We start from the raw sequence: 23,968 nt of genomic DNA on the forward strand, positions 1-23,968 counted from the left end.
ACATGAAAAAAATCATACCTTGGTGCATCGCACTGCTGCTGCCAGCCGCAGGACTGGCCTGCGCCGCCGACCTGCTCGTGACCGTCAACAATGTCCAGCCCGGTGCAGGCACAGTCAAGGCGGCCATTTACCAATCGGCCGCGCATTTCCTCTCGAAACCCCTGCAGCAGGCCACAGTGCCAGCCAACGGCAGCACCGTCCAGCTGCACCTGGATAAATTGCCTGCGGGCGAGTACGCTGTCGCGGTCTTCCAGGACGTGAATGCGAATGGCAAGATGGACAGCAACTTTTTCAAGATTCCCAGCGAACCCACGGGCAGCAGCAACGACGCGCGTTCAATGATGGGTCCGCCCAGCTACGAGAAGGCGCGCTTCTTGCTGCCAGAAGCAGGCACCACGATTGCCATCAAGCTCGGCAACTAACATCGCAGGATGATCAGTTCAGCAAGCCCTGCCCCCGCGCCAGTTTCAGCCAGCCCGGATATTCCGTCATCAGCAAATCGTACAGCTCCGCATCGCTGTGCTCGTCGGGCGAGCTGACGGAAAAGTAATTGGCGTTATCGACCAGGCGTCCCTGCAATTCGTCGAGTTTTTCCAGGAAGGGAAAGTCGGAATCGGCAAAGGCGGCGAGAAACTTGCTTTTCGACTTGCGCCCCTTGCCGATGCCCATGAATTGCCAGAAGATGGGTTCATTGCTGGCCCAGCGCAATTGCTTCTCCGTTGTCGCCTGGTCGCTGGTGCCGCCATCGGTGACGAACATCACGTACACGGGCAGCTCGGCGGCAACGGGCCGCGTTCGCTCGCCGCCGGCCTTGTCTGGGAAGTAAAACGCGCGGATGGCCTGCATGGCGGCGCCATAGCGCGTGTCGCCTTCCAGCGGATGGCGCTGTATGGCCTGCCCCACGTAGGTATTGCAGTTATTCAAGGCCATGGGCGCCGGATGGTGGACGTTCTTACCGAACAAAAATACATCGATCTCGCCATCGTCGTCGAACTTGCAGCCCAGGGCCAGGATGCGCTCGGCAAAGCGCTGCACCAGCCCCTCTTTATATAGCCGTCCCATGGAACCGGAAATATCCAGGCATAAACACACCTTGGCCCGATGGTCAAGCAGGCCCACCTTTTGCAGCGACACGCCCGCCTGCTTGACCAGGCTGACCAGTTGCGGCGCCTCGCGCTCGACGCGTTTTTCCAGGTTGATCTTCGCCTGCTGAATTGCCGAAACCGCGGCAGGCGCGGCAGAGGTGGCAGGAGAGGCCTGGTCAACTTCGCCGCCGAAGTGGCGCACCAGCGCATCGAGGCCGCCATTGAAACCCTGGCCCACGGCCATGCAGCGCCAGCCGCCATCCTTGCGGTAAATTTCTGCCAGCATGACGGCTTTTTCCTGTGCGAAATCATTGCCCGCGAAGGCAAAGCGGGCCAGTTCGCGTCCGCCCGCCTGCAGGCGCACATGGCCAGCTTGCAGCTGCGACATCACGCCGCCGCCATCGATGGAGGCCGTCACAACGAGGCGGTCTATGCCGGCCGGCAAGCGCGCCAGCTGCAAGGCAAACTCGGCCATGTCGCCGCCACTGCCGGCGCGCGCTTCCACGCCGCCGCACGGCGTGCGCGGCTGGTTGAAGAAGGTCATGTAGCGCTCGTCGGACAATTTGCCCGCCGCATCGAGGCCAAAACAGGCCACGTCGAGCGCCAGCCCCTGCGCGGCGACGCCGATCTGCAGCACGCCATCGGGAACGAGATTGGCCAGCGGCAAGCGCTGACCCTTGGCCAAGGTTTCCATCAGTGTCTCCTAGGCGATGTAGCGGCGCGGATTGTCCGCGTTGAAATCATCTTCGTCTTCCTTGTCCTCGCCCTTGAAGACGACGGGACCGTTGAAGGCCAGCTGCAGGTTCTCACCCTGCCAGCTCAGCCACGGCGTCGCTTCGCTGCCGGGCTCCGACGTCTTGCCGGACGGCTCCAGGATGATGCTGTCGGGCGTGATGCGCGCCATGCCGATCACATAGGTGTAGACCGTATCGTCTTCGGCTGCCTTCGACAGGCGGAAGTCGAAGTCGCACTCGACGATCTGCTGGCCGTATTGCATGACCATTTTCGGGCGCATGGACGCCACCGGGACGGCACCATTGGCCAGCGCCGAATACACGCTGAAGACGAGGCCCACCGTGCCGCCGTAATGTTGCGCCAGCGCAGGATTGACTTCCACCGTTTCCGTGGCCGGCTCCTTGCCCGCCGCACCGGCCACGTCGCCCAGGTGGCGCACATACGGCATGACGTCAAAGCTGCCTGCCGTGTCCGGCGCCTGGATGAAGCGCATCTGGCCGTTCGGCAAGAGGATGCCGACTCTTAAATCGAGGTCGTCATTATCGTCGTCGCCATCGCCGTTATCGACCCAGGTGGCCTTGACGGTGAGTTTTGTTGGCGCGCCCGCGCCCTTTTCCAGCGACACCTTGTGCGTCTGGCCCGCCTTGGTCAGCGAGATTTTTGACAAGGAAATCTTCGGCGCTGCGGGTTCTGGCGCCGCCTGCGCCACTTCGCCGCCGAAATGGGCGACCAGCGCATCCAGGCCGCCATTGAAACCCTGGCCCACGGCCATGAAACGCCAGCCGCCGTCCTTGCGGTAAAACTCGCCCAGCATGACGGCTTTTTCTTGCGCAAAATCAGCACCCGCATACGCGTAGCGGGCCAGTTCGCGCCCGCCGTCGAGCAGGCGCAGGTAGCCGCTGCCCAGCTGCGCCATGCTGGCCGCGCCATCGATGGCGGCCGTGACAACCAGGCGCTCGATGGAGGCAGGCAAGCGTTCAAGGTGGTAACTGAAACCGGCCGCATCGCCGGACGGCGCCGAAGTTTCCACGCCGCCGCACGGCGTGCGCGGCTGGTTGAAGAAAGTCATGTAGCGGTCATCGGACAGCTTGCCGGCCGCATCGAGGCCGAAACAGGCAAAGTCCAGCGGCACGCCCGCGCTGGACAAACCCAGTTGCACGACGTTGCCCGTGACGAGGCCGGACAGCGCCAGGCGCTGCCCCTTGATCAGGTTTTCCATGGAGTCAGGGAGAGAGAGAAGAAAGACAGAACCGGGCAGCGTGGCCGCCCGGCAAAGGAACGCCCTTTCAGGCGTCAACATGCTTTTTAAGCATTAATACCAAAAGAACGGGCCAGTGGGCCCAGGCCGCCCTTGAAACCTTGGCCGATGGCCTTGAATTTCCATTCGCTGCCGGCGCGGTAGATTTCGCCGAAGATCATGGCCGCTTCCGTCGAGCCGTCTTCCGACAGGTCATAGCGGGCGATTTCCGCGCCGTTGTCGCCGTTCAGGCAGCGGATGTAGGCCTTGCCCACCATGCCGAAGTTTTGCTTGCGGGCTTCCGCGTCGTGGATGGTGACGGCCACGGCGATCTTGTCGATGTCGGCCGGCACGTTGGCCAGGTCGACGGCGATTTTCTCGTCGTCGCCATCGCCGCCACCGGTGGTGTTATCGCCCGCGTGGACGATGGAGCCATCAACCGACTTCAGGTTGTTATAAAAAATGAAATCGGCATCGGAGCGGGCCTTGCCATCCGTTTTCAGCAGGAAGGCGCTGCCGTCCAGGTCGAAAGCGGCGCCATCAGTGGCGCGCGGGTCCCAGCCCAGGCCAATCACGATTTTCGTCAAGCCGGGAGCTTCCTTGCTCAGGTTGACATTGCCGCCTTTTTGCAAACTGATCGCCATGGTAATTCCTCTTTAATGTGGGGGGTTGCATTCGGTGTTTCAGGTCACGTCGCCGGTAGGCCGGCTGGATGAGTCATGAGCCTACCATAAAGTTCCTGCTTGCCAGCTGCGCACTATTGAAAATAATGCCATACGGAAAATACCGTACGGCTGTCCCAATGCGCAAAATGACGGATAATGCCGCTCGACAAAAAATTTTCACCATCCTGTACCAGGCTTGTCCTTGAACAATACCCAGATACGACTCGACTGTATTCCCGGCACCCTGTGCGATGAACGCCTGTGGTCGCGCCTGGCGCCTGCCCTAAGCGACGCCTTTGATCTGCAGCACATACCCCTGCACCAGGCGCGCACGCGCGCGCAGATGCAATCGATGATTGCCAGCCACAGCGCTCCGCAATCCCACCTGGTGGGCTTTTCACTAGGCGCCTACCTGGCGCTGGAACACGCGCTGGCGCACCCGCAGCGCGTGCAGTCTTTGACTTTGATCGCCAATTCGGCCCAAGGTTTGCTGCCGGCGGAAGTCGAAGCGCGCCAGCGCATCGTCGCCATGCTTGAGCGCAATGCCTATGCGGGCATCACGCGCCAGCGCCTGCGCGAACTGCTGCACCCGTCGCACCTCGACGATGCCGCCATCACCGGCCTGATCCAGCAAATGGGACTGGACCTGGGCAAGGACGTGCTGCTGGCGCAATTTCTCACCACCATAGTCCGCCCCGACCTGATGGCACGCTTGCCGGAACTCGATTGTCCCGTGCTGATCGTCGGTGCCGAAGACGACAAGCTCGTCCATCCCGACGACCTGCGCGCCATGGCCGCCCGTCTGCCCCAGGCTACCTTGTACTTACTAACAGACAACACCGGCCACATGATTCCGCTGGAAGCACCGGGCGCGCTGGCGCAAGCCATGCGTGCGCATCTGGAGGCGGCCGGCAATTTCAACGATAATGACGGGCATAGCGCACCGCGCCCACTTACTTCATAGAATCAATGAGCCATTTGACCATCATCGTCGCCACCGACCAGCAAGGCGGCATCGGCATCGACAACACCCTGCCGTGGAAATTGCCGGAAGACCTCGCACATTTCAAGCGCCTGACGACGGGCCATCCCATCCTCATGGGCCGCAAGACCTTCGATTCCATCGGCCGCCCGCTGCCGAACCGCCGCAACATCGTCATTACGCGCAATCCCGACTGGCGCCATGACGGCGTGGAAGCGGTGTCGTCGGTGGAAGCGGCCATCGCGCTGCTGAACGGCGCGGAAGGCTATGTCATCGGCGGCGCCGAGATTTACAAGCAGGCATTGCCTCTGACACAGCGTTTGATCATCACGGAAATCGGCCAGACGTTTGACTGCGACGCCTTTTTCCCCGCCGTGGATCATGCCGTGTGGCAAGAAACCGCGCGCGAGGCGCAGGTCTCGGAGAAATCCGGCCTGCCTTACGCCTTTGTCACGCTGGAACGCAAAGCCTGATAAGGTGATATAGATAGCCAGAAACATAGCCAGAATGTTGCTGTAATACCCCTGTCACACCGTTGCGTCACGCTAGCGCATGCTGGTGACGCTTGGCTACGATATTTTTTTCCCGCAGACGCCGCATTTCTGCGAGAATCCCGTTCTTATTTTTTTTCTGCGGCTGCCGGGTTGTACCACCGCCTGACCGTCGCGCCCTAGTCCGCCCCTCCATTACGTCAGGGGCGGCTTGCTTTTTTGGAGACATGCATGAAATTTCGTTTCCCTATCGTCATCATTGACGAGGATTTCCGTTCTGAAAATACGTCCGGCCTGGGCATTCGCGCCCTTGCCGCCGCAATGGAAAAAGAAGGCATGGAAGTGCTGGGCGTGACCAGCTACGGCGATCTGTCGCAATTTGCCCAGCAACAATCGCGCGCATCGGCCTTCGTACTGTCGATCGACGATGAAGAGTTCGGCGCCGGCTCCATCGAGGAAACCGATCACGCCTTGAAGTCGCTGCGCGCCTTCGTCGAGGAAATCCGCTACAAGAACGCCGACATCCCGATTTATCTGTACGGTGAAACGCGCACCTCGCGCCACATTCCGAACGATATCCTGCGCGAACTGCATGGCTTCATCCACATGTTCGAAGATACACCGGAATTCGTCGCGCGCCACATCATCCGCGAAGCGAAATCCTACCTGGACGGCCTGTCGCCGCCGTTCTTCCGCGCCCTGGTGCACTACGCCAACGACGGCTCTTACTCGTGGCATTGCCCCGGCCACTCGGGCGGCGTGGCCTTCCTCAAGTCGCCTATCGGCCAGATGTTCCACCAGTTCTTCGGTGAAAACATGCTGCGCGCCGACGTCTGCAACGCCGTCGAAGAACTGGGCCAGCTGCTCGACCATACGGGCCCTGTCGCCGCCTCGGAACGCAATGCGGCGCGCATCTTCAATGCCGACCATTGCTATTTTGTCACCAATGGTACGTCCACCTCGAACAAGATGGTGTGGCACTCGACCGTGGCGCCGGGCGACATCGTCGTCGTCGACCGCAACTGCCACAAGTCGATCTTGCATTCGATCATCATGTGCGGCGCGATTCCCGTGTTCCTGATGCCGACGCGCAATCACCTGGGCATCATTGGCCCCATCCCGCTGCATGAATTCACGCCGGAAAGCATTGCCCGCAAGATCGAGGCGAACCCGTTCGCGCGCGAAGCGAAGAACAAGAAGCCGCGCATTCTGACCATCACGCAATCGACCTACGATGGCGTGATCTACAACGTGGAAACCCTGCGCGAAATGCTCGATGGCAAGATCGACACCCTGCACTTCGATGAAGCGTGGCTGCCGCACGCCACCTTCCACGATTTCTACAAGAATATGCACGCCATCGGCAAGGACCGTCCACGCGCCAAGGAATCGATGATCTTCTCGACCCAGTCCACGCACAAATTGCTCGCCGGCCTGTCGCAGGCGTCGCAAATCCTCGTGCGCGAATCGGATACGGTCAAGCTGGACCAGGACGCCTTCAACGAGGCTTACCTGATGCACACCTCGACCTCGCCGCAATATTCCATCATCGCCTCGTGCGACGTGGCCGCGGCCATGATGGAAGCGCCGGGCGGCACGGCCCTGGTGGAAGAATCGATCATGGAAGCGCTCGATTTCCGCCGCGCCATGAAAAAGATCGACCAGGAATGGGGCCAGGACTGGTGGTTCCAGGTGTGGGGACCGGACAGCTTCAACGACGAAGGCATGGGCCAGCAGGAAGACTGGATGATACGCGCCGAGGATGACTGGCACGGCTTCGGCGACCTCGCTCCCGGCTTCAACATGCTCGACCCGATCAAGGCGACCATCGTCAACCCGGGTCTGTCGCTGGACGGCCAGTTCGGCGAGACGGGCATCCCCGCGTCCATCGTCACCAAATACCTGGCCGAGCACGGCGTCATCATTGAAAAATGCGGCCTGTACTCGTTCTTCATCATGTTTACCATCGGCATCACCAAGGGCCGTTGGAATACCTTGCTGACGGCCTTGCAGCAATTCAAGGACGACTACGACAAGAACCAGCCGATGTGGCGCATCCTGCCGGAATTTGCGGCCGCCAACCCACGCTACGAAAAAATGGGCTTGCGCGACCTGTGCCAGCAAATCCACGATTTCTACAAGGCCTACGATGTGGCGCGCTTGACGACGGAAATGTATCTGTCGGACATGATCCCCGCCATGAAGCCGTCGGACGCGTTCGCCAAGATGGCGCACCGCGAGATCGAGCGCGTGGCCATCGACGAACTCGAAGGCCGCATCACGTCCATCCTGCTGACGCCGTATCCACCGGGCATTCCGCTGCTGATTCCGGGCGAGCGCTTCAACAAGACCATCGTCGACTACCTGCGCTTCGCGCGCGACTTCAACGAGCGCTTCCCCGGCTTCGAGACGGATGTGCATGGTCTCGTGAAACGCGAAGTCGATGGCAAGCGTGGTTACTTCGTCGATTGTGTCAAGTTGGACGATTAGTGACGGCTCATCCAATCTACTGCGCGGTGCGCTTTGCGGCCGGCGATGCTCACCGTACTAGAGTACGGTTGCGCTTCTCGGCCACAAATCACTGCCGCTCGCTACGATTGGATGAACCGTCGTGACGTTCGTTAAAAACAGTTGATGCTACTTAACGCCGCCTGATGCAGATCAGGCGGCGTTTTTCATTCTGGGCTACCGCGCACGCTTGCGCAAGATCAAACGGCTGGGGTATCGGGCTTCTAAGATGGGCGACTCGTGTCCTCGTGATGGCTGCCATATGACGCTCAAGGTGTGGCTGGAAATCGTGCAGCAGGCGGCGGCTGGCAGTGGCGCCTTGCTGATGACGGCCTTGAAGCAGGCTCAGGTAACTGTAGCCCGGCGGCACGATGGCGAGGCAGCTAGCGCGGGCATCGTGCTGTTTGCCGAGGCCGATAGCGCGTTGCTGCAAGCGCTGCCGGTCCTGTGCCGGCACGCCTCCGTGCTGGCCATTGCCGCCTGCGGCCAGTCACCCAGCTGCGCACAACAGCGCGCCCTGATGGCGGCAGGCGCACTCGATGTGCTGCTGTGGCCGGACGGCGCCATTGACGCGGACCCGGTGCTGGCGCGCCTGCAGCGCTGGCAGGCCGTGGCGCAGCTGCTGGCGTCCAACGCCGTGCGCCAGCACCTGGTGGGCGACAGCGCGGCCTGGACCGCCTTGCTGCACCAGGTGGTGGAAATGGCCGCATTCAGCCAGGCTTCGATGCTGATCACGGGCGAGACGGGCACGGGCAAGGATTTACTGGCGCAACTGGTCCACCGCCTCGGCAACTGCCGCGGCGACTTCACCATTCTCGACTGCACTACCCTGTCGCCGGAACTGGCTGGCAGCGAACTATTCGGCCATGAACGGGGCGCGTTTACGGGCGCCGCCGGGGCGCGCGACGGCGCTTTCGCCCTGGCGGACGGCGGCGTGCTGTTTCTCGACGAAGTGGGCGAACTGCCGCTGCCCCTGCAGGCGCAGCTGCTGCGCGCCATCCAGGAACGCAAATACAAGCGCGTGGGCGGCAATACCTGGCAACCCACACAATTCAGGCTCGTGTGTGCCACCAACCGCGAACTGGAGCACGACGTGGCGCGCGGCGCCTTTCGCGCCGATCTGTATTACCGCATTGCCGGCTGGCGTTGCCAGACCCCGCCCCTGCGTGAACGCCAGGACGATATCCTGCCACTGGCCCGGCATTTCCTCGCCGAACTGGCGCAGCGCCCTCCTCCCGTGCTCGATGCCGCCGTGCGCGAATACCTGCTGCTGCGCGACTATCCGGGCAATGTGCGCGAGCTGCGCCAGACCGTCACGCGCATCTGGCACCGCCATTGCGGCCCCGGCCCCATCACCATCGGCGCCCTGCCCCCCGAAGAACGGCTGCTGGCGCCGCTCTGGCCCGACCAGCATTTCGAGGCGGCCGTGCGGCGCGCCCTGGCACAGGGCTGCAAGCTGTCGCACATCACGCGCTGCGCCACCGACATGGCCATCCGTCTGGTGCTGGCCGAGGAACACGGCAACAACCAGCGCGCCGCCGCCCGCCTGGGCGTGACGGACCGCGCCCTGCAGATACGCCGCAAGGCGGCCGCCTGCGCGACGCAGGCCGCAGCAGCCGTCACGCCGGCCTCGCCAGCCGCCCTTTGATCGACCTCAAGCCAGCCCCGCCAGCCGCAAAAAATTGCCACCCATAATCAACGACGCATCCAGCGGTGGCAAGCCCAGCAACTCAATCTTGTGCAATTCCAGTCCCGGATGCAGCCAGGGGCCGTCCGAGCCGAACAAGACCTTGTGCGGCCCCGCGCGGCGCACGGCCTGCTGCAGCAAGTCGAAACGGCGCACGCCGGAACTGTCCGTGTAAATGTTGGCGTGACGAACAAGGTGGTCGATCAGCGCCAGCTGCGCCGCCCAGTCGTCGCCGAAGCTGCCCAGGTGGGGCAGGATAAAGTTGACGTCGCGATACTGCTGCGCCAGCAGTTCGGCCACCGCCACCTCGCCGGCGGGGTCGTACAGCACGGGCAAGCCGAAGAAGCGGGCCGCGTCGCACACTTCGCCGCTGATGCGCGCATCGAGCCGGTGCGCCTTGATGCCGACAAAGCCGTAACGCTCGACGGCAGTGCGCAGCAAGTCCATGATGCGGCCCCGGTCGCGCCGCGCATGCACGAAGGCAAAGCCGTAAAAACGCTGCGGATCGGCAGCGACCAGGCGCGCCACGCCATGGTTGGCGATCGCATAATCGGAGTGAAAGGTGGCGAACAGCACGCTGCGGTCGATGCCGGCCGCCTGCGCGCGGCGCAAATAAGCAGCTAGCGGCGCATCGCTGTCCCACGGCCCGCTCAAGCCGTCGCCGGGACCAGCGTGGCAGTGGCAGTCGATGATCATCTTGCCGTGCTATTGCCAATCGCCCATCACGACGATGCGGTTGCCGCGCCGGCGCCAGCGCCCGCTTTCCTCTTCCTGCTGCGGCGCAGGTGAGCGGAAGTGCGGCAATTGCTGGTGCAGGGCCCGCGTCAGCGCGCTTTCCACGGCGCGCGCGCTGCCATCGCCCTCGGCCGCCAGGCGCGCCGCCTGCCCCGCGATGCGCACGAAGCGGCGCGCCAGCTCCAGCTCGCGGTCGGCCAGCGCCTCGGCGGCCATTTCCAGCTCCAGCGCATTGCTGGCCGCGCGCCCCAGGGCCGAACCGAGCGCCGTGCCTACGCCCGGTATGGGGATCATCGAACCGAGGGCGCCGCCGACAAAGGGCAAGGCCGTCTTGGCCACGGCCTTCAAGGCGCCGCCCAGGGGCTTGGCCACCTTGGCGATGGTCGATCCCACCTTCTTGACGCCCTTCCACACGCTCTTGAAGACATTGCCGAGAAACTGCTCGAGTTCCTCCTCGCTGGCCACTTCCAGCAATTCCATGGCCAGCTGCAGTTCTTCCTCTTCGCTGAAGACGGCCGGCGCACTGCCCTTGCCAGGCCAGTCCTGGCCGAATTCCAGCACTTCAAACGCGGCGCCGGCCCGTTGCCGGCATTGTGCGCATGCGCATTCGAGTTGGTGCATGATGTTCTCCTTCGCCGTCATCCTGTTATCGTCAGCCCCACATTTCGCCCAGCACGGCCAGTTCCAGTTCGCGCCGCTGGTTGGTCAGCACGCCGCGCTGATTGGCGAGCATGTCGTCGTGGATGCGCTGTTCGATACGGCGCCGCTGCGCCGCCGAAGACAGGGGCGCCACGTACACCTGGTGCCCGCTCAAGTCGACGCCCATCATCTGGCCGCACAGGCGGTGCTGCAGCAAACGCCGGTGCAGGTCGTCCGTCTGGCCGCTGTAGGCGCGGCGGCGTCCGCCCGCATCGAATTCGATCACATACAGGCCCGCCCCCCGTCCATGCGGGTCGCGCAAGGCATTGGCGAGCGTGCCCAGCGCCTGGTAATTGAGGGCCGCCGCTTCCGGCACCCGGCCCATGGTGCCGGCCAGGGTAGGCGGGATTTCGCCCTGCTGCTGACCATCGTCCTGCCCTTGATCCGCGCCCAGGTCCTGCCCCTGGTCCTGGTCCGCATCCGGCTCCTGCCCGTCGCCAAACGCGGGGTCGGCCACCGGATAGGGCGCCGGATAAATCGTCGGATAGATGGCCGGATAGCCGCCCCAGCCACGGTAGCGCGGCGGCAGGTAGGGCGAGGGCTGGGCAGCATGGCGGGGCGGCCGGCGGCCCTGCCCCTGGTAGCGCGGCGGCGCGGGACGGCGCTGTCCGCGCAACGGTGGGCGCGCGCGCAGCCCGCCGCCGCGCATGCCGCCGCGAGCGCTACCGGGACGCGGGCGCTCGCCCTCCCATTCGGCCTCGTCCTCCCCTTGCCACTCCTGCGACCACTCCTGCGTCCATTCTCCCAGCCACTCCTGCTCGCCGGCAGCTCCTGGCTGCCCCGCAAAGGGCAGCATTTCAAATGCTTCGTGCATATCGCCTCCTGATGTGATGTTCAAGCAAGTCCATCGCCTGCTGCAGTTGCCCGGGCGTCTGGTCCGCCCGCAGCAGAAAAGTCAGCGCGCCGGGGCCATCCCCCGCTTGCGCCAGCGCCAGCACGCCCGCTGCGCGCAAGGCCGGCTGCAAATGGGCGCGCCCGGGCAGTCGCTGCACGGGGAAGCTGCCGCCCCGGCAAGCGATGCCGGCGGCCGCCATCCCGCTGCGCCACTGCGCCACCCTGTCCGCCAGCCTGGTGCGCAGGGCGCCGCCATGCTGCGCATTGAGCGCCAGAGCACGCCGCGCCGCCGCCAGCACGGCGGCCGAAGGCGGACTGGCATGCACGCGCGTCTGGCTGTGCGCCGCGAAGCGCCGCAGCAGGGCGCCGCTGCCCGCCAGCACGGCCAGCGGCACGCCGAAACCCTTGGCCAGCGAGGCGCCGACGATCAAATGGCCGCCCGCCTTGTCGTAGCCGCCCGACAAGCCATGCAGCCGCGCCGAGCCGCCACCGGAGGCGCCCATCACGCCCAGCACCTGCGTGTCGTCCAGCAGCAGATAACCGCCCCCCTGGCGCGCCACGGCCGCATAGCCGGCCAGCGGCAAGACCTGCTCGCTGCCCGGCACATAACCGTCGGCCAGGATCAAGGGACGCCGCCCCTGCCTGCCCCAGGCCGCCACCAGGCGCCGCAGCGCCGCCACCTCGCCGCTGGGAAACACTTGCCGCGGCAAGCCCAGCGCCTGCGCCCGCTCGGCGCCCCAGCGCGCGATGGCGTAACTGCCGCCATCGACGAGGATCACCAGCCGCTCGGCAGCCAGCATGCCGAACAGGTCCCAGAACAAATGCAGGGTCGAGGGCAGCACGCAAGCCGCTTCGCAGCCTTGCAGCGCAGCCAGGTCCGCTGCCAGCGCTGGCGCGCCCGGTGGTTCGCGCAGCGCCGCCGGCTGCCCCAGGGTCAGGCTGCTCCATGGCGCCAGCTGGGCCGCCGGATGGCGCATGCCCAGGTACAGGGCACTGGTAAAGTCGAGCATGCACGCGCCCCGCTCCCGCCCTAGACGCTGCGCAGCTGCTGGCTCAGGCGCTGGCGCAGCAGCACCGAGGGCATGGTCGCTTCGATCGCGGGATCGCTGCTGTCGACGGACAAATCCACCCCCGTGGCGGCGCGGTAGCCGTGGATGTAACCCTGCACTTGCGGGCGCCAGAAACGTGCCCAATTGAAGGCCTGGGTGGGTTCATAGATGTCGCTCCAGTTGCCATAGCGCACGGACAGCAGCAATTGCTCGCCAAAGATGGCCAGGTTACGGAAATGCATCACGCTCGTATCCGTCCAGCCCTGCAGTTTCTTCATGGCATCGACCCGGTCCATCCACGGTTCCGGATACGCCACCATCACGCGCGTGGGCAAAAATTCGCGGAATTCGGGCCGCGCCAGCATCCATTGCTGCATCAGCATTTCGATGCGCGCCGTCGACGGCAAGTCGCCGAACTGGTTGTGCGCGCCCTGCGACAGGATCAGGTGGATCTCTTTCAATGCATTGAGCACGGGGAAGGCGTCCGCCTTGACGGTGGTGTCGTCGTCCTGCTTGTAGAACGAGGTGAGCAGGCGCAGCAAATGGTGGAACGCTTCGAGGAATTTCGAGCGGCTGTCGGCCGGCCGGAAGTGCTGTACCGCCTTGCCATCGAGACGCACGCCGTAATGGTGGTCGTACTCGTAATTGCGGCGCACCACGGTCAGCCGGTGCTGCTCATCTTGTGTATATCCCCACAGCAAGTTGTTCAGCGGACGCAGCATGTCGATTTCCGTGTTCGACAGGGGATCGAGGCCGGCGCCGGGCGCGCGCAGGTTCTGGAAGCGCTGCGTGATGGCATTCATGGTTTGCACCAGCATGCCCTCTTCATGCCAGTACGACCAGATCAGTTCCAGCAGGCAAGGATTGGCCAGCTTTTCCTGGATGATGCCAAAGCACAAGTCCACCTCGCCCTCCTGGCCGCGCGGGATGCTGATGGGGATGTCGGGCAGCTTGCGGCGGATCACTGCCAGGTAGGGCAAGGTCTGGAAGCCATCGATGTTTTCCAGGTAATCGTTGCGCAGCACGGTTTCCAGGTCGCGCCCCTGGGGAATGTCGCGCCGGTCCAGGTAGGCGTTGTCCTCGGCCGGATTGAAGGCCAGCGGCTGGTTCAACACGCCGCAATTGACCATCACGAACGCTTCCGTCGCCACTTTCAGCACGCGGTAGGAATCGGCATCGGAAAACGGCAGCGCGCGGCGCTGCTTGAGCTGCTGGAACATGTCGGCCTTCTTGACGAAGCGTTCCTGTTCGAAGCCGCGTACATTCGCCAGGTCGCCGCAAAACAGGCTGTCCATGAAATGCAGGTAATTCGTAAACGACATCGCTTCGGTGCTGTTGCGTATCAAGGTCCACAGCGGCAAGTCTTCCGTCGGTTCCGTCTCCGTGCGTGTCAGCGACACGCCCACATTGCCGGAGATGGGCTGCGGCTGGCGCTCTTGCGTCTCGTATTCCGCATCCACGGCGAGCATGGCGTTCGGGCTGAGGCCCTCCGGCACGGGCAAGGCGTTGCGCAGTTCGGGCCGCTGCGACAACATCATCTGGCCCACGAAACGGTGCATGCCGGCGCGCCGCACGGGTGTGGAAAACGCGTTCGGCGTGCCGCGCAGGGGCACCCACGGCGAGGCGGCCAGCACCTGCACCTGGTCGCGCCCGTCGGCGCTTTGATCGCCGTCAAACGAGACGGTGGCGACGGCGCGGTCGCCCACCCGGCCGAACTGACAATCGCTGGGATGGCATTCGGGCGTTTCAAACGCCAGCGCCACCTGCGGATTGAGCTGGGGCTTGAAGCACAGCACGGCGCTGCAGCCGGCCTGCACCGTCACGCACTGGGGCGCCGTGCTGGGGAAATTGCCATACACGCCCACGTAGCTGCCCGTCGCCAGGTCGGCAAACACGGTGCAGCCACGCCCATCCGTCCAGCGCACGCCCACCAGCATGGCGGGATCGGCTACCCAGGTGGCGGGATTGAAATTATGGCAATCGGCTTCGGCTCCCCGGTACAGGCTGATGGCCGCGTTGACGACCATGGCCCCGCTATCCTGCTCGTGGACGGTAACAGCGATGCTGCCGCCGCGGTGTATCGGGCCAGCCTGGCCAGCCCCCCTGTTTTTGCTGCTGATCTTGCTGCTCATGTCATTCTCCTCAATGGATAATCAAACGCGATGCCAGGGGCGCTACCGCCCTGCCGGGCTGGCGGCCATGCCGCACGACATCGGCGCACAGCTCCGACGTGTCCAGGGTGCTGCGCAGGGCCCAGTGGGTCAGCAGACGTCCCAGCAGCTCACTTTCGTCTTCCGGACTCAGGCTGCCGCTGGCGCGCGCCTGGCCCAGCACGGCGAACACCAGGGTCGGCGTGGCCTCGTACATCTGCGCCGGCGCCAGGGTCCAGCTGCGAAACAGCCGCGCCAGCATGGCCGGCTGGCGCATGTGCACGGCCATGGCTTCGACCAGCGAGCCGCCGCGCAAGGCCGGCGGCCGGTGCTGCACCAGCAAGTCCACCAGGGCCGCCATGCTGGTCTGCAACTGCTCCAACAGTCGCTGCTGCCCCTGGGGCAGGCCAGCCAGCGGGTAGTACGACAGCCACAGCTGCTCCAGCCGGCGCCATTGCGGATGCGGATACAGGGCCCGTCCCATGGAGCAGCTCAGGCGCACCCGCAGCCATGGCACCGGGTGGGGATCGTCGATATTGAGGCGGAAGACAAACACGCGCGGCAGGCTGACCACGCCGATCAGGCCCAGGGTGGCGGCCACGCCGACGCGCGCCAGCGACCAGAAATCGGCCACGATCTCGGAGATCCACCGTTCCCACAGCTGCCACACGTGAACCAGGCCGCTGCCGCCGTGCTGCATGGCTTGCAGCATGGGCCGCAGGGATGCCACCAGGTCCAGCAGCGCCGCGCCCTGATGACCCACCTCGTGCACCAGCGACGAGGCGATGCTGCTGCCGATCATGCGTTCGCGCGGCAAACGGATGATGGCCACGGGATTGTCGCCGCCGCCCGGCAGGCGCGTACGTGCGCGGCGGATGGCGGCGCCCGGCCCCCGGTCCAGGTAGCAGATCACGGGCGGCGCCTGGTACACATTGCCGGGCAGCGCCAGCGCGTCGGCGGCAACGATGTCGAGGCCGGCCAGCCACACGCCCGTCTTGTGCTCGCTGCGCTGCGTGATGACTTCGTTGAACAGGTCGAACTGGGTCAGCGCGGCGTTGAATTTCAGGCGCAGGAAGGTAAAGCGGCGCTGCGCCTCGGCGGCAGTGGCCGTGCTGGCGTCATCGGCCGCTTCGCGCCGCAGCCACCACTGGAACTGGGCCACCATGCGCCGCAATGCGCGCCGGCCCTGCACCAGCTGGCTTTCGATGGCCGACTGGGCGCTGGGCATCAGGGCCGCCGCCAGCACCGTCGGTTCGATCAGCGCGAACGGTTCCAGCCGCGCCAGCCGCGTCAGCAGCGAGCGCGCCTCCTGCGCCAGCATCCAGGCAGCGTAAGCGCCGATGGCCATGATGTCAGACGCCGTACAGGACGATTTTATGGCCCTGGCGCGCCCAGCGCCCGCTGGCCGGACGCATGCCGGCCTGGCCGCGCGCGCTGCCCTGCGCCATGGCGCCGGCGCCGCTGCCGTTCTGCGTGGCGACCTGGCCGCCGGGGCGGCCCAGCAGGCCGGGGGCGAACTGGCGCGCCGCCGCGCTGGCCGCCGCCTGGGCGATGGCGCGCGGGTCGCCATTGCCGCGCGCTTGCGCGGCGCGGTTGACGGTGTCGGCGGCCAGGCGCACGAACTGCTTGGCGCCCTCGAATTCACGGTCCTCGTTCGACGACGCTTCCGCTTCCAGCCCCAGCGCGCTGCCGGCCGCGGAAGCGAGGCCGCTGCCGATCTTGGCCCCCAGCGGCCCCCCGAAATAGCCGCCGATGGCGCCGCCGGCCAGGGGAATCGCCTTCTTCGCCACGCCCTTGAGCACGCCGCCGATCGCTTGTCCAACGGGGGACTTGATGATGCCGCCCGCCACGGAGGCGGCCTTGCGCAGGAAATTGCCGAGAAATTGTTCCAGCTCGGCTTCATTGCTCACCGACAACAGTTCATTCGCCAGCTCCATTTCCTCGGCCTCGGAAAACATGGCGTTCGCGCCGCCCTCGCCGCTCCACTCGCCCTGGCCAAACTCGAACTGCTCCGCTTCAAAACCGGACATCTCCTGCCCGTATTCCAGGGTCGTACGATCCATGTCATGCATGATGAGCTCCTCAAAGTTAACACCTCGGTTGACACCTCAGTTCGGATTACCTTGCCGGACAGCCTGGCCATCCGGCCAACAATCGAGCACGACGATGTGCCCGCCCTCGCGGCGCCAGCGGCCAGCGTCCCGTCCCGGCGTTTGCGCCGCCTGCCTGAGCAAGCCTGGCGCCACGCTGCGCGCCACCTGCAGCAGTGCCGTTTCCACCCGCGCGCCGGGCGCGCGCGCGTCCATGCCGCCGTCCGGCGCCAGTTTCGTATTGACGGCATCGATCAGATGCACGACCTGGCGCGCCAGTTCGAACTCCTTGTCTTCCGGGCTCAATCCTTCCAGTTCCATGCCGAAGATGCCGGCGGCGCGCCGCCTGAGCGCCTGCGGCGAACCGCCATGCAGAGGTAGCAGGGGCGCCATCACCTTGCCCAGCAGTTGACGCAGCGGCCCTTCCAGCGGCGTGCCGCGCACTTGCCGGCCCGCCACGGTGGCGCCCAGCTGGCGCGCCAGGAAAGCGTCGAACTGGGCCGGCGCCTGCAATTCCAGCAAGCGCGCCGCCAGTGCCAGCTCACCTTCCTGCTGCAGGGGCGGCATGGCTGGCGCATCAGGCAATTCCATCTCGGGACGATAGGCGAGCAGGCGGCTGGTCATGACAGGCTCCGGTGATAGACGGGCGGGTGGCCCATGCCTCCCTGACGCAAGGGCCATGCCAGCCATATGCGAGGGAAGAACGGGACGCCACTGCGAACGGTGTTTCGCCGATGGCGTAAAAACCATCGTTTCCGGCGAAGCGAGTTTCGTTGTCAAGATGAGCTTTCAAACAAGCTTAATTGGCGGGAACGATTACGTCGCCTATCCGCCACAGTGCGCGTCATCAGCAAAAAATATTTTCCATTTTCAAAGAATAAAGTTCCCCCTACAGCGCCGAAAACAGCACCAACGCCACGCCAACGTCCGGCAAATAAAAACGTGGCCAACACGTAAATAGTTAATTGAAAACAGGATTTTGGTAGTTGAGGCCTACAATTAACGGGCTAAAATTTGATTGCCCGAGAGAAACTAAATGACTGACCCAACTTTGCGCCGCCTACTGGCCATCACCCTACTCAGCCTGCTTGCCGCCTGCGGCGGTGGCGGCGACAGCAAGAGCGGTTCCATCCAGAACCCGGACGTATCGGTCGTGCCGCCAGCGACCACCGCCCCCGGCGATCCGGCAGCCCCCGGCACCATGCCGGGCGACACCATTGCGCCGCCGCCCCTGACCACGCCGCCGGCCAAACAGACGGCCACCTTCACGCGCCAGGAAGCGTCGCGCTTCCTGGGCCGGGCCACGTTCGGCCCCAACATGGCGGCCATCGATGCGCTGGCTGCCAGCGATAGCGACGCCTGGTTCCGCGCGCAGTTTTCCAAGCCGCAAACCTTGCACCGGAAATTTATCGACGCCATGCTGGCAGAGCAGGCCGCCGGCGGGCAAAAAGTGGGTTTTACGGGGGTATATGAAACCTTCTGGCAGCAGGGCATCCGTGGCGAGGACCAATTGCGCCAACGCATGGCCTTTGCCCTGTCCGAGATTTTCGTTATTTCCATGCAGAATGAGTCCGTACGCCCGCAGGTGCGTGGCGTGGCCAGTTACTACGACATGCTGGGCCAGCATGCTTTTGGCAACTTCCGCGACCTGCTGGAAGGCGTGGCCCTGCATCCGATGATGGGGCTGTACCTGTCCCACCTGCGCAACCAGAAGGAATCGGCGACGCGCACGCCCGATGAAAACTTCGCCCGCGAAGTGATGCAGCTGTTTACCATCGGCCTGTACCAGCTCAATCCAGATGGCAGCCTGAAACTGTCCGGTGGCAAGCCCATCGATACCTACACGCGCGACGACGTGGCGGGCCTGGCGCGCGTCTTTACGGGCTGGAGCTGGGCCGGTCCGGACCAAAGCGCCACGCGCTTCTATGGCGGCACGGCCGATCCCGACCGCGACTGGAGGCCGATGCAGAACTATGCGGCCTATCATTCCAGCGGCGACAAGCGCTTTCTGGGCCAGAGCATTTCCGGCGCCAGCAGCGGACAGGCCGACTTGAAACTGGCACTCGATACCCTGTTCAACCATCCCAATGCGGGACCGTTCTTTGCCCGCCAACTGATCCAGCGCCTGGTCAGCAGCAACCCCAGCGCCGCCTACGTGGGCCGTGTGGCCGCCGCGTTTGCCAACAATGGCAGCGGCGTGCGCGGCGACATGCAAGCCGTCATCCGGGCCGTGCTGCTCGATCCGGAAGCACTGGCTCCAGGTGGCACCACCTTGCGCACAGGCAAGTTGCGCGAACCGCTGTTGCGCCTGGCCGGCTGGATACGCGCCTTCGATGCCAAGCCTGACAGCGGGCGCTACCGCATCTATTATCTCGACGACCCACTGAGCGGCTTGGGCCAGAACCCGCTGAATCCGCCCTCCGTGTTCAGTTTTTTCCGCCCCGCCTATACGCCGCCCAATTCCGCCCTGGCCAGCGCGGGCCTGGTGGCGCCGGAGCTGCAGATCACGGCCGAGCCATCGGTGACGGGCTACCTGAACTTCATGCAGGATGCCGTCAATAGCGGCGTGGGCGAGAACCGTGAAGTCAAGCCTGACTACACGCGCGAATTGGCGCTGGCCAGCGACGCGGGCGCCCTGCTCGACCGTATTGACCTGCTCCTGATGCATGGCAGCATGCCCACCAGGCTGCGCGGACAAATCCTGACGGCCATCAATGGCGTCAGCATCCCCACGGCCACGGCCAGCAATGCCACCCAGGTCGCTACGGCCCAGGCCAACCGCGTCAAGCTGGCCATTTTCCTGAGCATGGCCTCACCGGCCTACCTGGTACAAAAGTAAGAGCGATCACATGCAAAATTTCCCATTTTCCCGCCGCCGCTTCCTCGGCTCAATGCTGAGCCTGGCCGGCTCCACCGCCGCCCCCTTTGCCCTGAACCTGGCCGCCATGGGCAACGCCGCCGCACAATCGGCCGGCGACTACAAAGCCATGGTGTGCCTGTTCATGGCAGGCGGCAACGATGCCTTCAACACGGTGCTGGCCACCGACCCCACCTCATGGAGTGAATACGCGCGCCTGCGCAACACGGGCGGCGCCGATTCCATCCATCTGCCCGGCGTGGGCGAGACGGGCGGCGTATTGCCCATCGTGCCCGCTACCGCGCAAACGGGCCGCGCCTTCGCCCTGCATCCCCAGCTGGCGCCCCTGAAAGACCTGTTCGACAATGGCCGCGCCGCCGTCGTGGCCAATGTGGGTACCCTGATCCAGCCGGCCACCCTGGCCCAGTACAAGGCAGGCAGCGTGGCCTTGCCACCCAAGCTGTTTTCGCACAACGACCAGCAATCGACGTGGCAATCGGGTTCGCCGGAAGGCGCCAGCGTGGGCTGGGGCGGCCGGGTGGCCGATGTGGCCGGCTCGTTCAATACGCATGCCATGTTCACGGCCATTTCCGCTGCGGGCAACACCGTCTTCCTCAGCGGGCGCCAGGTGCGCCAGTTCCAGGTGGGCCAGGCGGGTGCCGTGCCCATCCGCGGCCTGAGCGGCAGCCTGTATGGCAGCACGGGCGGTGCGGGCGCGCTGCAAGCCATCATCAACGATGCGGGCAGCGACCTGATCGAACAGGAACACGTGGCGACGGTGCAGCGCGCCATTTCCAGCCAGAGCGTCCTGAGCGGCGCCATGCTGGCGGCCGGCGCGGGCGGCGTGCCCAATCCGCCGCTCTACATCAATCCGAACACGGGCGTGTCCGGCGTCAATCCGTTGGCAGTGCAATTGCAGACGGTGGCGCGCATCATCGGCGGGCGCGGCGCCCTGGGGGCAAAACGGCAAGTGTTCTATGTGACACTGGGCAGCTTCGACACGCATGACCGGCAAAAAGTGCTGCATGCCGACCTGATGGCGCGCCTGGCGCACGCGCTGGCGTATTTCGACGCGACCCTGGCGGCCCTGCAGGGCACGGACGTGCGGCGCCAGGTGACAACGTTTACCGCGTCGGACTTCGGCCGCACCTTCAGCAGCAACGGCGACGGCACGGATCACGGCTGGGGCGCGCACCATTTTGTCGTGGGCGGCGCCGTGAAGGGCCGCGACATCTACGGCGCCTTCCCCACCACGGGCCTGGGCCATGCGCTGGACGTGGGTTCCGGCGCCCTGCTGCCGACCACCTCCGTCGACCAGTACGGCGCCACCCTGGCCAAGTGGTTCGGCGTGGCCGACAGCCAGCTGGCCGAGGTGTTCCCGAATATCGGCAACTTCAGCCAGCGCGATCTGGGTTTCATGACAGTCACTTAACCGTTCACGGCGATGCTCAGGGTGACGACGTAGCCCTGCGTGGCATTGCCCGTCACCGTGGCCATCTGCAGGCTGGTGCCATCGCTGAAAACGTTGTCGCTGGCATAGCTGATCTGCGCCAGGTTGCGCACGCTGGCCGTGTAGCCACTGGCCTTGTAAACCTCGTTTAACGTTGCCATCGGGAAGGTGAACTGCGAGGTCTTGAGGCGGTTCGAGGCAGAGGCCGCCTTGGCCAGGCTGGGATAGACCTCGACATGCACGTGCGGCATGCGCCCCGCGTAGCAGCCAGGAAAGATGGTCGTGAAGACCAGGTTGCCGGCGCTGTCCGTTTCCTGCACCCCGCGCAAATAATTTTGCGCCGTCACGCCGCTCAAATATAGCGAATACAAGCCTTCGCGGTCGCAGTGCCATAAATACACGGCGTAACCGGCCAGGCTGGCGCAGCTGCCGCTGGCGTTGAGCAACTGCAACTTGATAGTGAGCGGCACGCCCGCCGCATCATTTCGAGGTCGGATGCCAGACCGTGATCATGTAATTCCATACATACTCCAACAAATGGGGCAAGCCCGCCAAGGCGGGGGTCAGGCTGGCGCACAGAAACAGGACGTGCGTGGCCCGTGGCGAAAGCGCCTTCCTGGCAGCCGGAGCGAGCTTGCGTTCCATGCTTCAGGCCGTTGTATTGACCAGGTTGCCGCTGGCGGACAGGCTGGCGCCCGCATTCGCCGCGCCCAGGCTGCCCGACAGCGCCTGCAAGAAACTGCCCAGTTTGCTACTACTGCCGGTGCTGGCCTCATCGCCGCCCAGCGCACTGAGCAGGCTGGCAAAGCTGGACTGCAAGTCCGTCACGCTGCTGTCCGTGCTGTCGCCACTGTCGCTGCCGGACGCGGACAATTTTTGCAGCAGGCTTTGCAAGTCCGACTCGATATTGCCGGGGCCGCCAGCACGCGCGCCACCGTCGGGCGGCGGCCCGGAAGGCGCTACGCCACGCTCCTCTTGCCCGGCTGCACTCCCACCGCTCTGCGCATGCAGGCTGCCCATCAGCTGGTGCAGGAAGGCGCCCAGCGCCTGGCCCACGTCGCTGCTGGTGGCGCTGCTGCCGGCGCTGTCCGTAGCGCTGTTGCCATCGCTGGCGTCCGCCGACACGCCGATCGACGACAGGGCACTGGTAACAGCGTCGAGAAACGCGCCATCGTCGGGCTTTTGCGGCCGCGTGCCGCCCACGCTGCCGGCACTATTGGTACTGCCGCTGCTGCTACTACCGTTCAGGCGGCTGAGCGCGCTCAGCTGGGTAGCGGCGCTGCTGGAACTCAAGGCACTGATGCTCATGGTCAATCTCCTGTGGCTGATTGGGGACGGCGCGGGCCGGGGCGGCTGTCGCGCCGCTGCTGCGCTTGCTTGCGCTGTTCTGGCGTCAGCACGGCCAGCAATTGCTGCTCCAGCCGCGCCTGCTGCAAGCTGATTGTCGCCATGGCTTGCGCCGCCGTATTCGCCAGCGCGCCGGCCTTCGCATCGTCGTAGGTGCTCGATGCAGCCAGCTCGCGCAGCTGCGCATGGGCCTTGAAAGCGATCTTTTCCTGTTCCCGCAGCAAGGGCGCCTGGGCGTAGGTGGCGGCGAAGACCTTATCCTGCTGCGCTTCGCTCAGCTCGATGCCATGCAGAAACGGCGGCAAGCCTGGCGCGCCGGGAATGGGGACGTGACCCGGGCCGTGACCAAAGCCGGGCGGCGGCCCCGACATGGCGCGCGCTAGCGGGCCGTCCGGCGCTGATTCTTGCTGGGCCAGCGCCAACAGCGGCATGCTGCAGGCGGACAGCAGCAACAGCGATACAGTAATACTCAGGTGTTTCATCGGGCTTTCCTTTCGTGGCGATCAGCCCTGATTGTCGGCGTCTGGCATGTAAAGCAACGTTAGGGCCGCGTAAAAGCGTGTAAAGGAAGCTGCGCAAATGTAAGCAGGCGTATGTAAAAGCGGGTAAAAGGGACCTGAACCACCCCTGCTGACTGCTATCATCGGGCGATATTCACCCGAAAAAAGCACAGGCATGAGCAAGGTTTTGTTAATCGATGACGACGTGGAACTGGTCGGCATGTTCCAGGAATACCTGACGCAGGAAGGTTTTGACGCCCGCGCCGTGCATGACGGCGAAAGCGGCGCGGCCGAGGCGCTGACGGGCCTGTACGCCATCGCCGTCCTCGACGTCATGATGCCGCGCATGAATGGCCTGGAAACCCTGCGCCGCATCCGCGCCGGCAGCAACCTGCCCATCCTGATGCTGACGGCGCGCGGCGACGACACGGACCGCATCGTGGGCCTGGAGCTGGGCGCCGACGATTACGTGACCAAACCGTGCACGCCGCGCGAGCTGACGGCGCGCATCCGCGCCATCCTGCGCCGTTCGCAAGCGGCGCCGCACGACAGCTCGGGCCTGGCGCCGCTGGCCGTTGGGCAACTGACGATGTGGCCGGAACAGCGCCGCGTTGCCTGGGCCGGCGCGCACCTGGAGCTGACGAGCACGGAATTCAATCTGCTGGAAGTGCTGGTGCGCCATGCGGGCAAGCCCGTGAGCAAGAATCAATTGTCGGAACTGGGCCTGGGCCGGCCCATGGCGCGCTTCGACCGCAATATCGACGTTCACTTGAGCAGCCTGCGCCGCAAGCTGGGCAGCCTTGCCGACGGCCGTTCCTGCCTGCAGACCGTCTACCGTCTCGGTTACCAGCTGATCAAGGAGTAAGC

At 64.8% G+C, this 23,968-nt stretch carries 23 protein-coding genes; 8 read left to right on the plus strand and 15 right to left on the minus strand.

Going from position 1 to position 23,968, the window contains the following annotated elements:
- Nucleotides 1-2: 2 nt before the first annotated feature.
- Entirely contained in the window at nt 3-422 is a 420-nt protein-coding gene (locus FJQ89_RS07625; protein ID WP_141169724.1) for a DUF2141 domain-containing protein, read from the plus strand.
- A gap of 13 nt (nt 423-435) precedes the next feature.
- Here FJQ89_RS07625 and FJQ89_RS07630 read toward each other — a convergent pair whose 3' ends face one another.
- The 3 genes from FJQ89_RS07630 to FJQ89_RS07640 all read right to left on the minus strand — a co-directional run bounded on the left by FJQ89_RS07630 (nt 436) and on the right by FJQ89_RS07640 (nt 3,701).
- Nucleotides 436-1,779, minus strand: a complete 1,344-nt coding sequence (locus FJQ89_RS07630; protein ID WP_141169725.1) for a VWA domain-containing protein — start codon at nt 1,777-1,779, stop codon at nt 436-438.
- 9 nt (nt 1,780-1,788) lie between these two features.
- On the minus strand, nt 1,789-3,039 hold the full coding sequence (locus FJQ89_RS07635; protein ID WP_141169726.1) for a TerD family protein: 1,251 nt from the start codon (nt 3,037-3,039) through the stop codon (nt 1,789-1,791).
- 86 nt (nt 3,040-3,125) lie between these two features.
- Nucleotides 3,126-3,701 carry a TerD family protein gene (locus tag FJQ89_RS07640; protein WP_116744752.1) on the minus strand — a complete coding sequence of 192 codons (576 nt, stop codon included), beginning with the start codon at nt 3,699-3,701 and terminating at the stop codon, nt 3,126-3,128.
- Nucleotides 3,702-3,924: 223 nt separating this feature from the next.
- On the opposite strand from FJQ89_RS07640, the gene FJQ89_RS07645 reads away from it, so the two are divergent.
- From FJQ89_RS07645 to FJQ89_RS07660, 4 genes are all read left to right on the plus strand, one after another.
- Nucleotides 3,925-4,686, plus strand: coding sequence for an alpha/beta fold hydrolase (locus FJQ89_RS07645; RefSeq protein ID WP_141169727.1), 762 nt, complete (start codon nt 3,925-3,927; stop codon nt 4,684-4,686).
- A gap of 5 nt (nt 4,687-4,691) precedes the next feature.
- Nucleotides 4,692-5,177: a dihydrofolate reductase gene (locus tag FJQ89_RS07650; RefSeq protein WP_141169728.1), complete on the plus strand. Its 486-nt coding sequence runs from the start codon at nt 4,692-4,694 to the stop codon at nt 5,175-5,177.
- A 249-nt stretch (nt 5,178-5,426) separates the two neighbouring features.
- Entirely contained in the window at nt 5,427-7,685 is a 2,259-nt protein-coding gene (locus FJQ89_RS07655; protein WP_141169729.1) for an arginine/lysine/ornithine decarboxylase, read from the plus strand.
- 280 nt (nt 7,686-7,965) lie between these two features.
- Nucleotides 7,966-9,351: a sigma-54-dependent transcriptional regulator gene (locus tag FJQ89_RS07660; RefSeq protein ID WP_141169730.1), complete on the plus strand. Its 1,386-nt coding sequence runs from the start codon at nt 7,966-7,968 to the stop codon at nt 9,349-9,351.
- A gap of 6 nt (nt 9,352-9,357) precedes the next feature.
- On the opposite strand, the gene FJQ89_RS07665 is transcribed toward FJQ89_RS07660, so the two are convergent.
- Genes FJQ89_RS07665 through FJQ89_RS07700 form a run of 9 tightly spaced genes read right to left on the minus strand, consistent with a single transcriptional unit; the run spans nt 9,358 to nt 17,571 of the window.
- Nucleotides 9,358-10,086, minus strand: a complete 729-nt coding sequence (locus FJQ89_RS07665; protein ID WP_141169731.1) for an amidohydrolase family protein — start codon at nt 10,084-10,086, stop codon at nt 9,358-9,360.
- Between the two features lie 9 nt (nt 10,087-10,095).
- Nucleotides 10,096-10,746 (minus strand): hypothetical protein, encoded by a 651-nt coding sequence (locus FJQ89_RS07670; protein ID WP_141169732.1) that lies wholly within the window; start codon nt 10,744-10,746, stop codon nt 10,096-10,098.
- A gap of 31 nt (nt 10,747-10,777) precedes the next feature.
- Nucleotides 10,778-11,638 carry a hypothetical protein gene (locus FJQ89_RS07675; protein ID WP_141169733.1) on the minus strand — a complete coding sequence of 287 codons (861 nt, stop codon included), beginning with the start codon at nt 11,636-11,638 and terminating at the stop codon, nt 10,778-10,780.
- Nucleotides 11,622-12,668, minus strand: coding sequence for an aminotransferase class I/II-fold pyridoxal phosphate-dependent enzyme (locus tag FJQ89_RS07680; RefSeq protein ID WP_141169734.1), 1,047 nt, complete (start codon nt 12,666-12,668; stop codon nt 11,622-11,624). Before FJQ89_RS07680 ends, FJQ89_RS07675 begins: the two co-directional genes overlap by 17 nt.
- A 20-nt stretch (nt 12,669-12,688) precedes the next feature.
- Complete coding sequence (locus FJQ89_RS07685) at nt 12,689-14,839, minus strand: 8-amino-7-oxononanoate synthase (RefSeq protein WP_141169735.1); 2,151 nt, start codon at nt 14,837-14,839, stop codon at nt 12,689-12,691.
- Nucleotides 14,840-14,849: 10 nt separating this feature from the next.
- A complete protein-coding gene (locus tag FJQ89_RS28360; RefSeq protein WP_423245210.1) occupies nt 14,850-16,175 on the minus strand; it encodes a hypothetical protein in 1,326 nt (441 codons plus the stop codon).
- The gene (locus FJQ89_RS28710; RefSeq protein WP_197678704.1) at nt 16,148-16,213 is read right to left on the minus strand and encodes a GlyGly-CTERM sorting domain-containing protein; all 66 of its coding nucleotides are present in this window, start codon (nt 16,211-16,213) and stop codon (nt 16,148-16,150) included. Before FJQ89_RS28710 ends, FJQ89_RS28360 begins: the two co-directional genes overlap by 28 nt.
- Nucleotides 16,210-16,929: a hypothetical protein gene (locus FJQ89_RS07695; protein ID WP_141169737.1), complete on the minus strand. Its 720-nt coding sequence runs from the start codon at nt 16,927-16,929 to the stop codon at nt 16,210-16,212. The genes FJQ89_RS28710 and FJQ89_RS07695 overlap by 4 nt, the downstream gene beginning before the upstream one ends.
- A 36-nt stretch (nt 16,930-16,965) precedes the next feature.
- Nucleotides 16,966-17,571, minus strand: a complete 606-nt coding sequence (locus tag FJQ89_RS07700; protein WP_141169738.1) for a hypothetical protein — start codon at nt 17,569-17,571, stop codon at nt 16,966-16,968.
- Nucleotides 17,572-17,983: 412 nt separating this feature from the next.
- Between FJQ89_RS07700 and FJQ89_RS07705 the strand changes: the two genes are divergently transcribed.
- Nucleotides 17,984-19,786, plus strand: coding sequence for a DUF1800 domain-containing protein (locus FJQ89_RS07705; RefSeq protein WP_141169739.1), 1,803 nt, complete (start codon nt 17,984-17,986; stop codon nt 19,784-19,786).
- A 10-nt stretch (nt 19,787-19,796) separates the two neighbouring features.
- A complete protein-coding gene (locus tag FJQ89_RS07710; RefSeq protein WP_141169740.1) occupies nt 19,797-21,236 on the plus strand; it encodes a DUF1501 domain-containing protein in 1,440 nt (479 codons plus the stop codon).
- Here FJQ89_RS07710 and FJQ89_RS07715 read toward each other — a convergent pair.
- The 3 genes from FJQ89_RS07715 to FJQ89_RS07725 all read right to left on the minus strand — a co-directional run bounded on the left by FJQ89_RS07715 (nt 21,233) and on the right by FJQ89_RS07725 (nt 23,083).
- Complete coding sequence (locus FJQ89_RS07715; RefSeq protein ID WP_243136464.1) at nt 21,233-21,724, minus strand: dioxygenase family protein; 492 nt, start codon at nt 21,722-21,724, stop codon at nt 21,233-21,235. The genes FJQ89_RS07710 and FJQ89_RS07715 overlap by 4 nt on opposite strands.
- Nucleotides 21,725-21,902: 178 nt before the next feature.
- A complete protein-coding gene (locus FJQ89_RS07720; RefSeq protein WP_141169741.1) occupies nt 21,903-22,562 on the minus strand; it encodes a hypothetical protein in 660 nt (219 codons plus the stop codon).
- A gap of 2 nt (nt 22,563-22,564) precedes the next feature.
- Nucleotides 22,565-23,083: a Spy/CpxP family protein refolding chaperone gene (locus tag FJQ89_RS07725; RefSeq protein ID WP_141169742.1), complete on the minus strand. Its 519-nt coding sequence runs from the start codon at nt 23,081-23,083 to the stop codon at nt 22,565-22,567.
- A gap of 193 nt (nt 23,084-23,276) precedes the next feature.
- On the opposite strand from FJQ89_RS07725, the gene FJQ89_RS07730 reads away from it, so the two are divergent.
- Nucleotides 23,277-23,966: a response regulator transcription factor gene (locus tag FJQ89_RS07730; RefSeq protein ID WP_071076833.1), complete on the plus strand. Its 690-nt coding sequence runs from the start codon at nt 23,277-23,279 to the stop codon at nt 23,964-23,966.
- The last annotated feature ends 2 nt before the right edge of the window (nt 23,967-23,968 follow it).

This window comes from Janthinobacterium tructae (assembly GCF_006517255.1).
Lineage (GTDB): Bacteria > Pseudomonadota > Gammaproteobacteria > Burkholderiales > Burkholderiaceae_D > Janthinobacterium > Janthinobacterium tructae.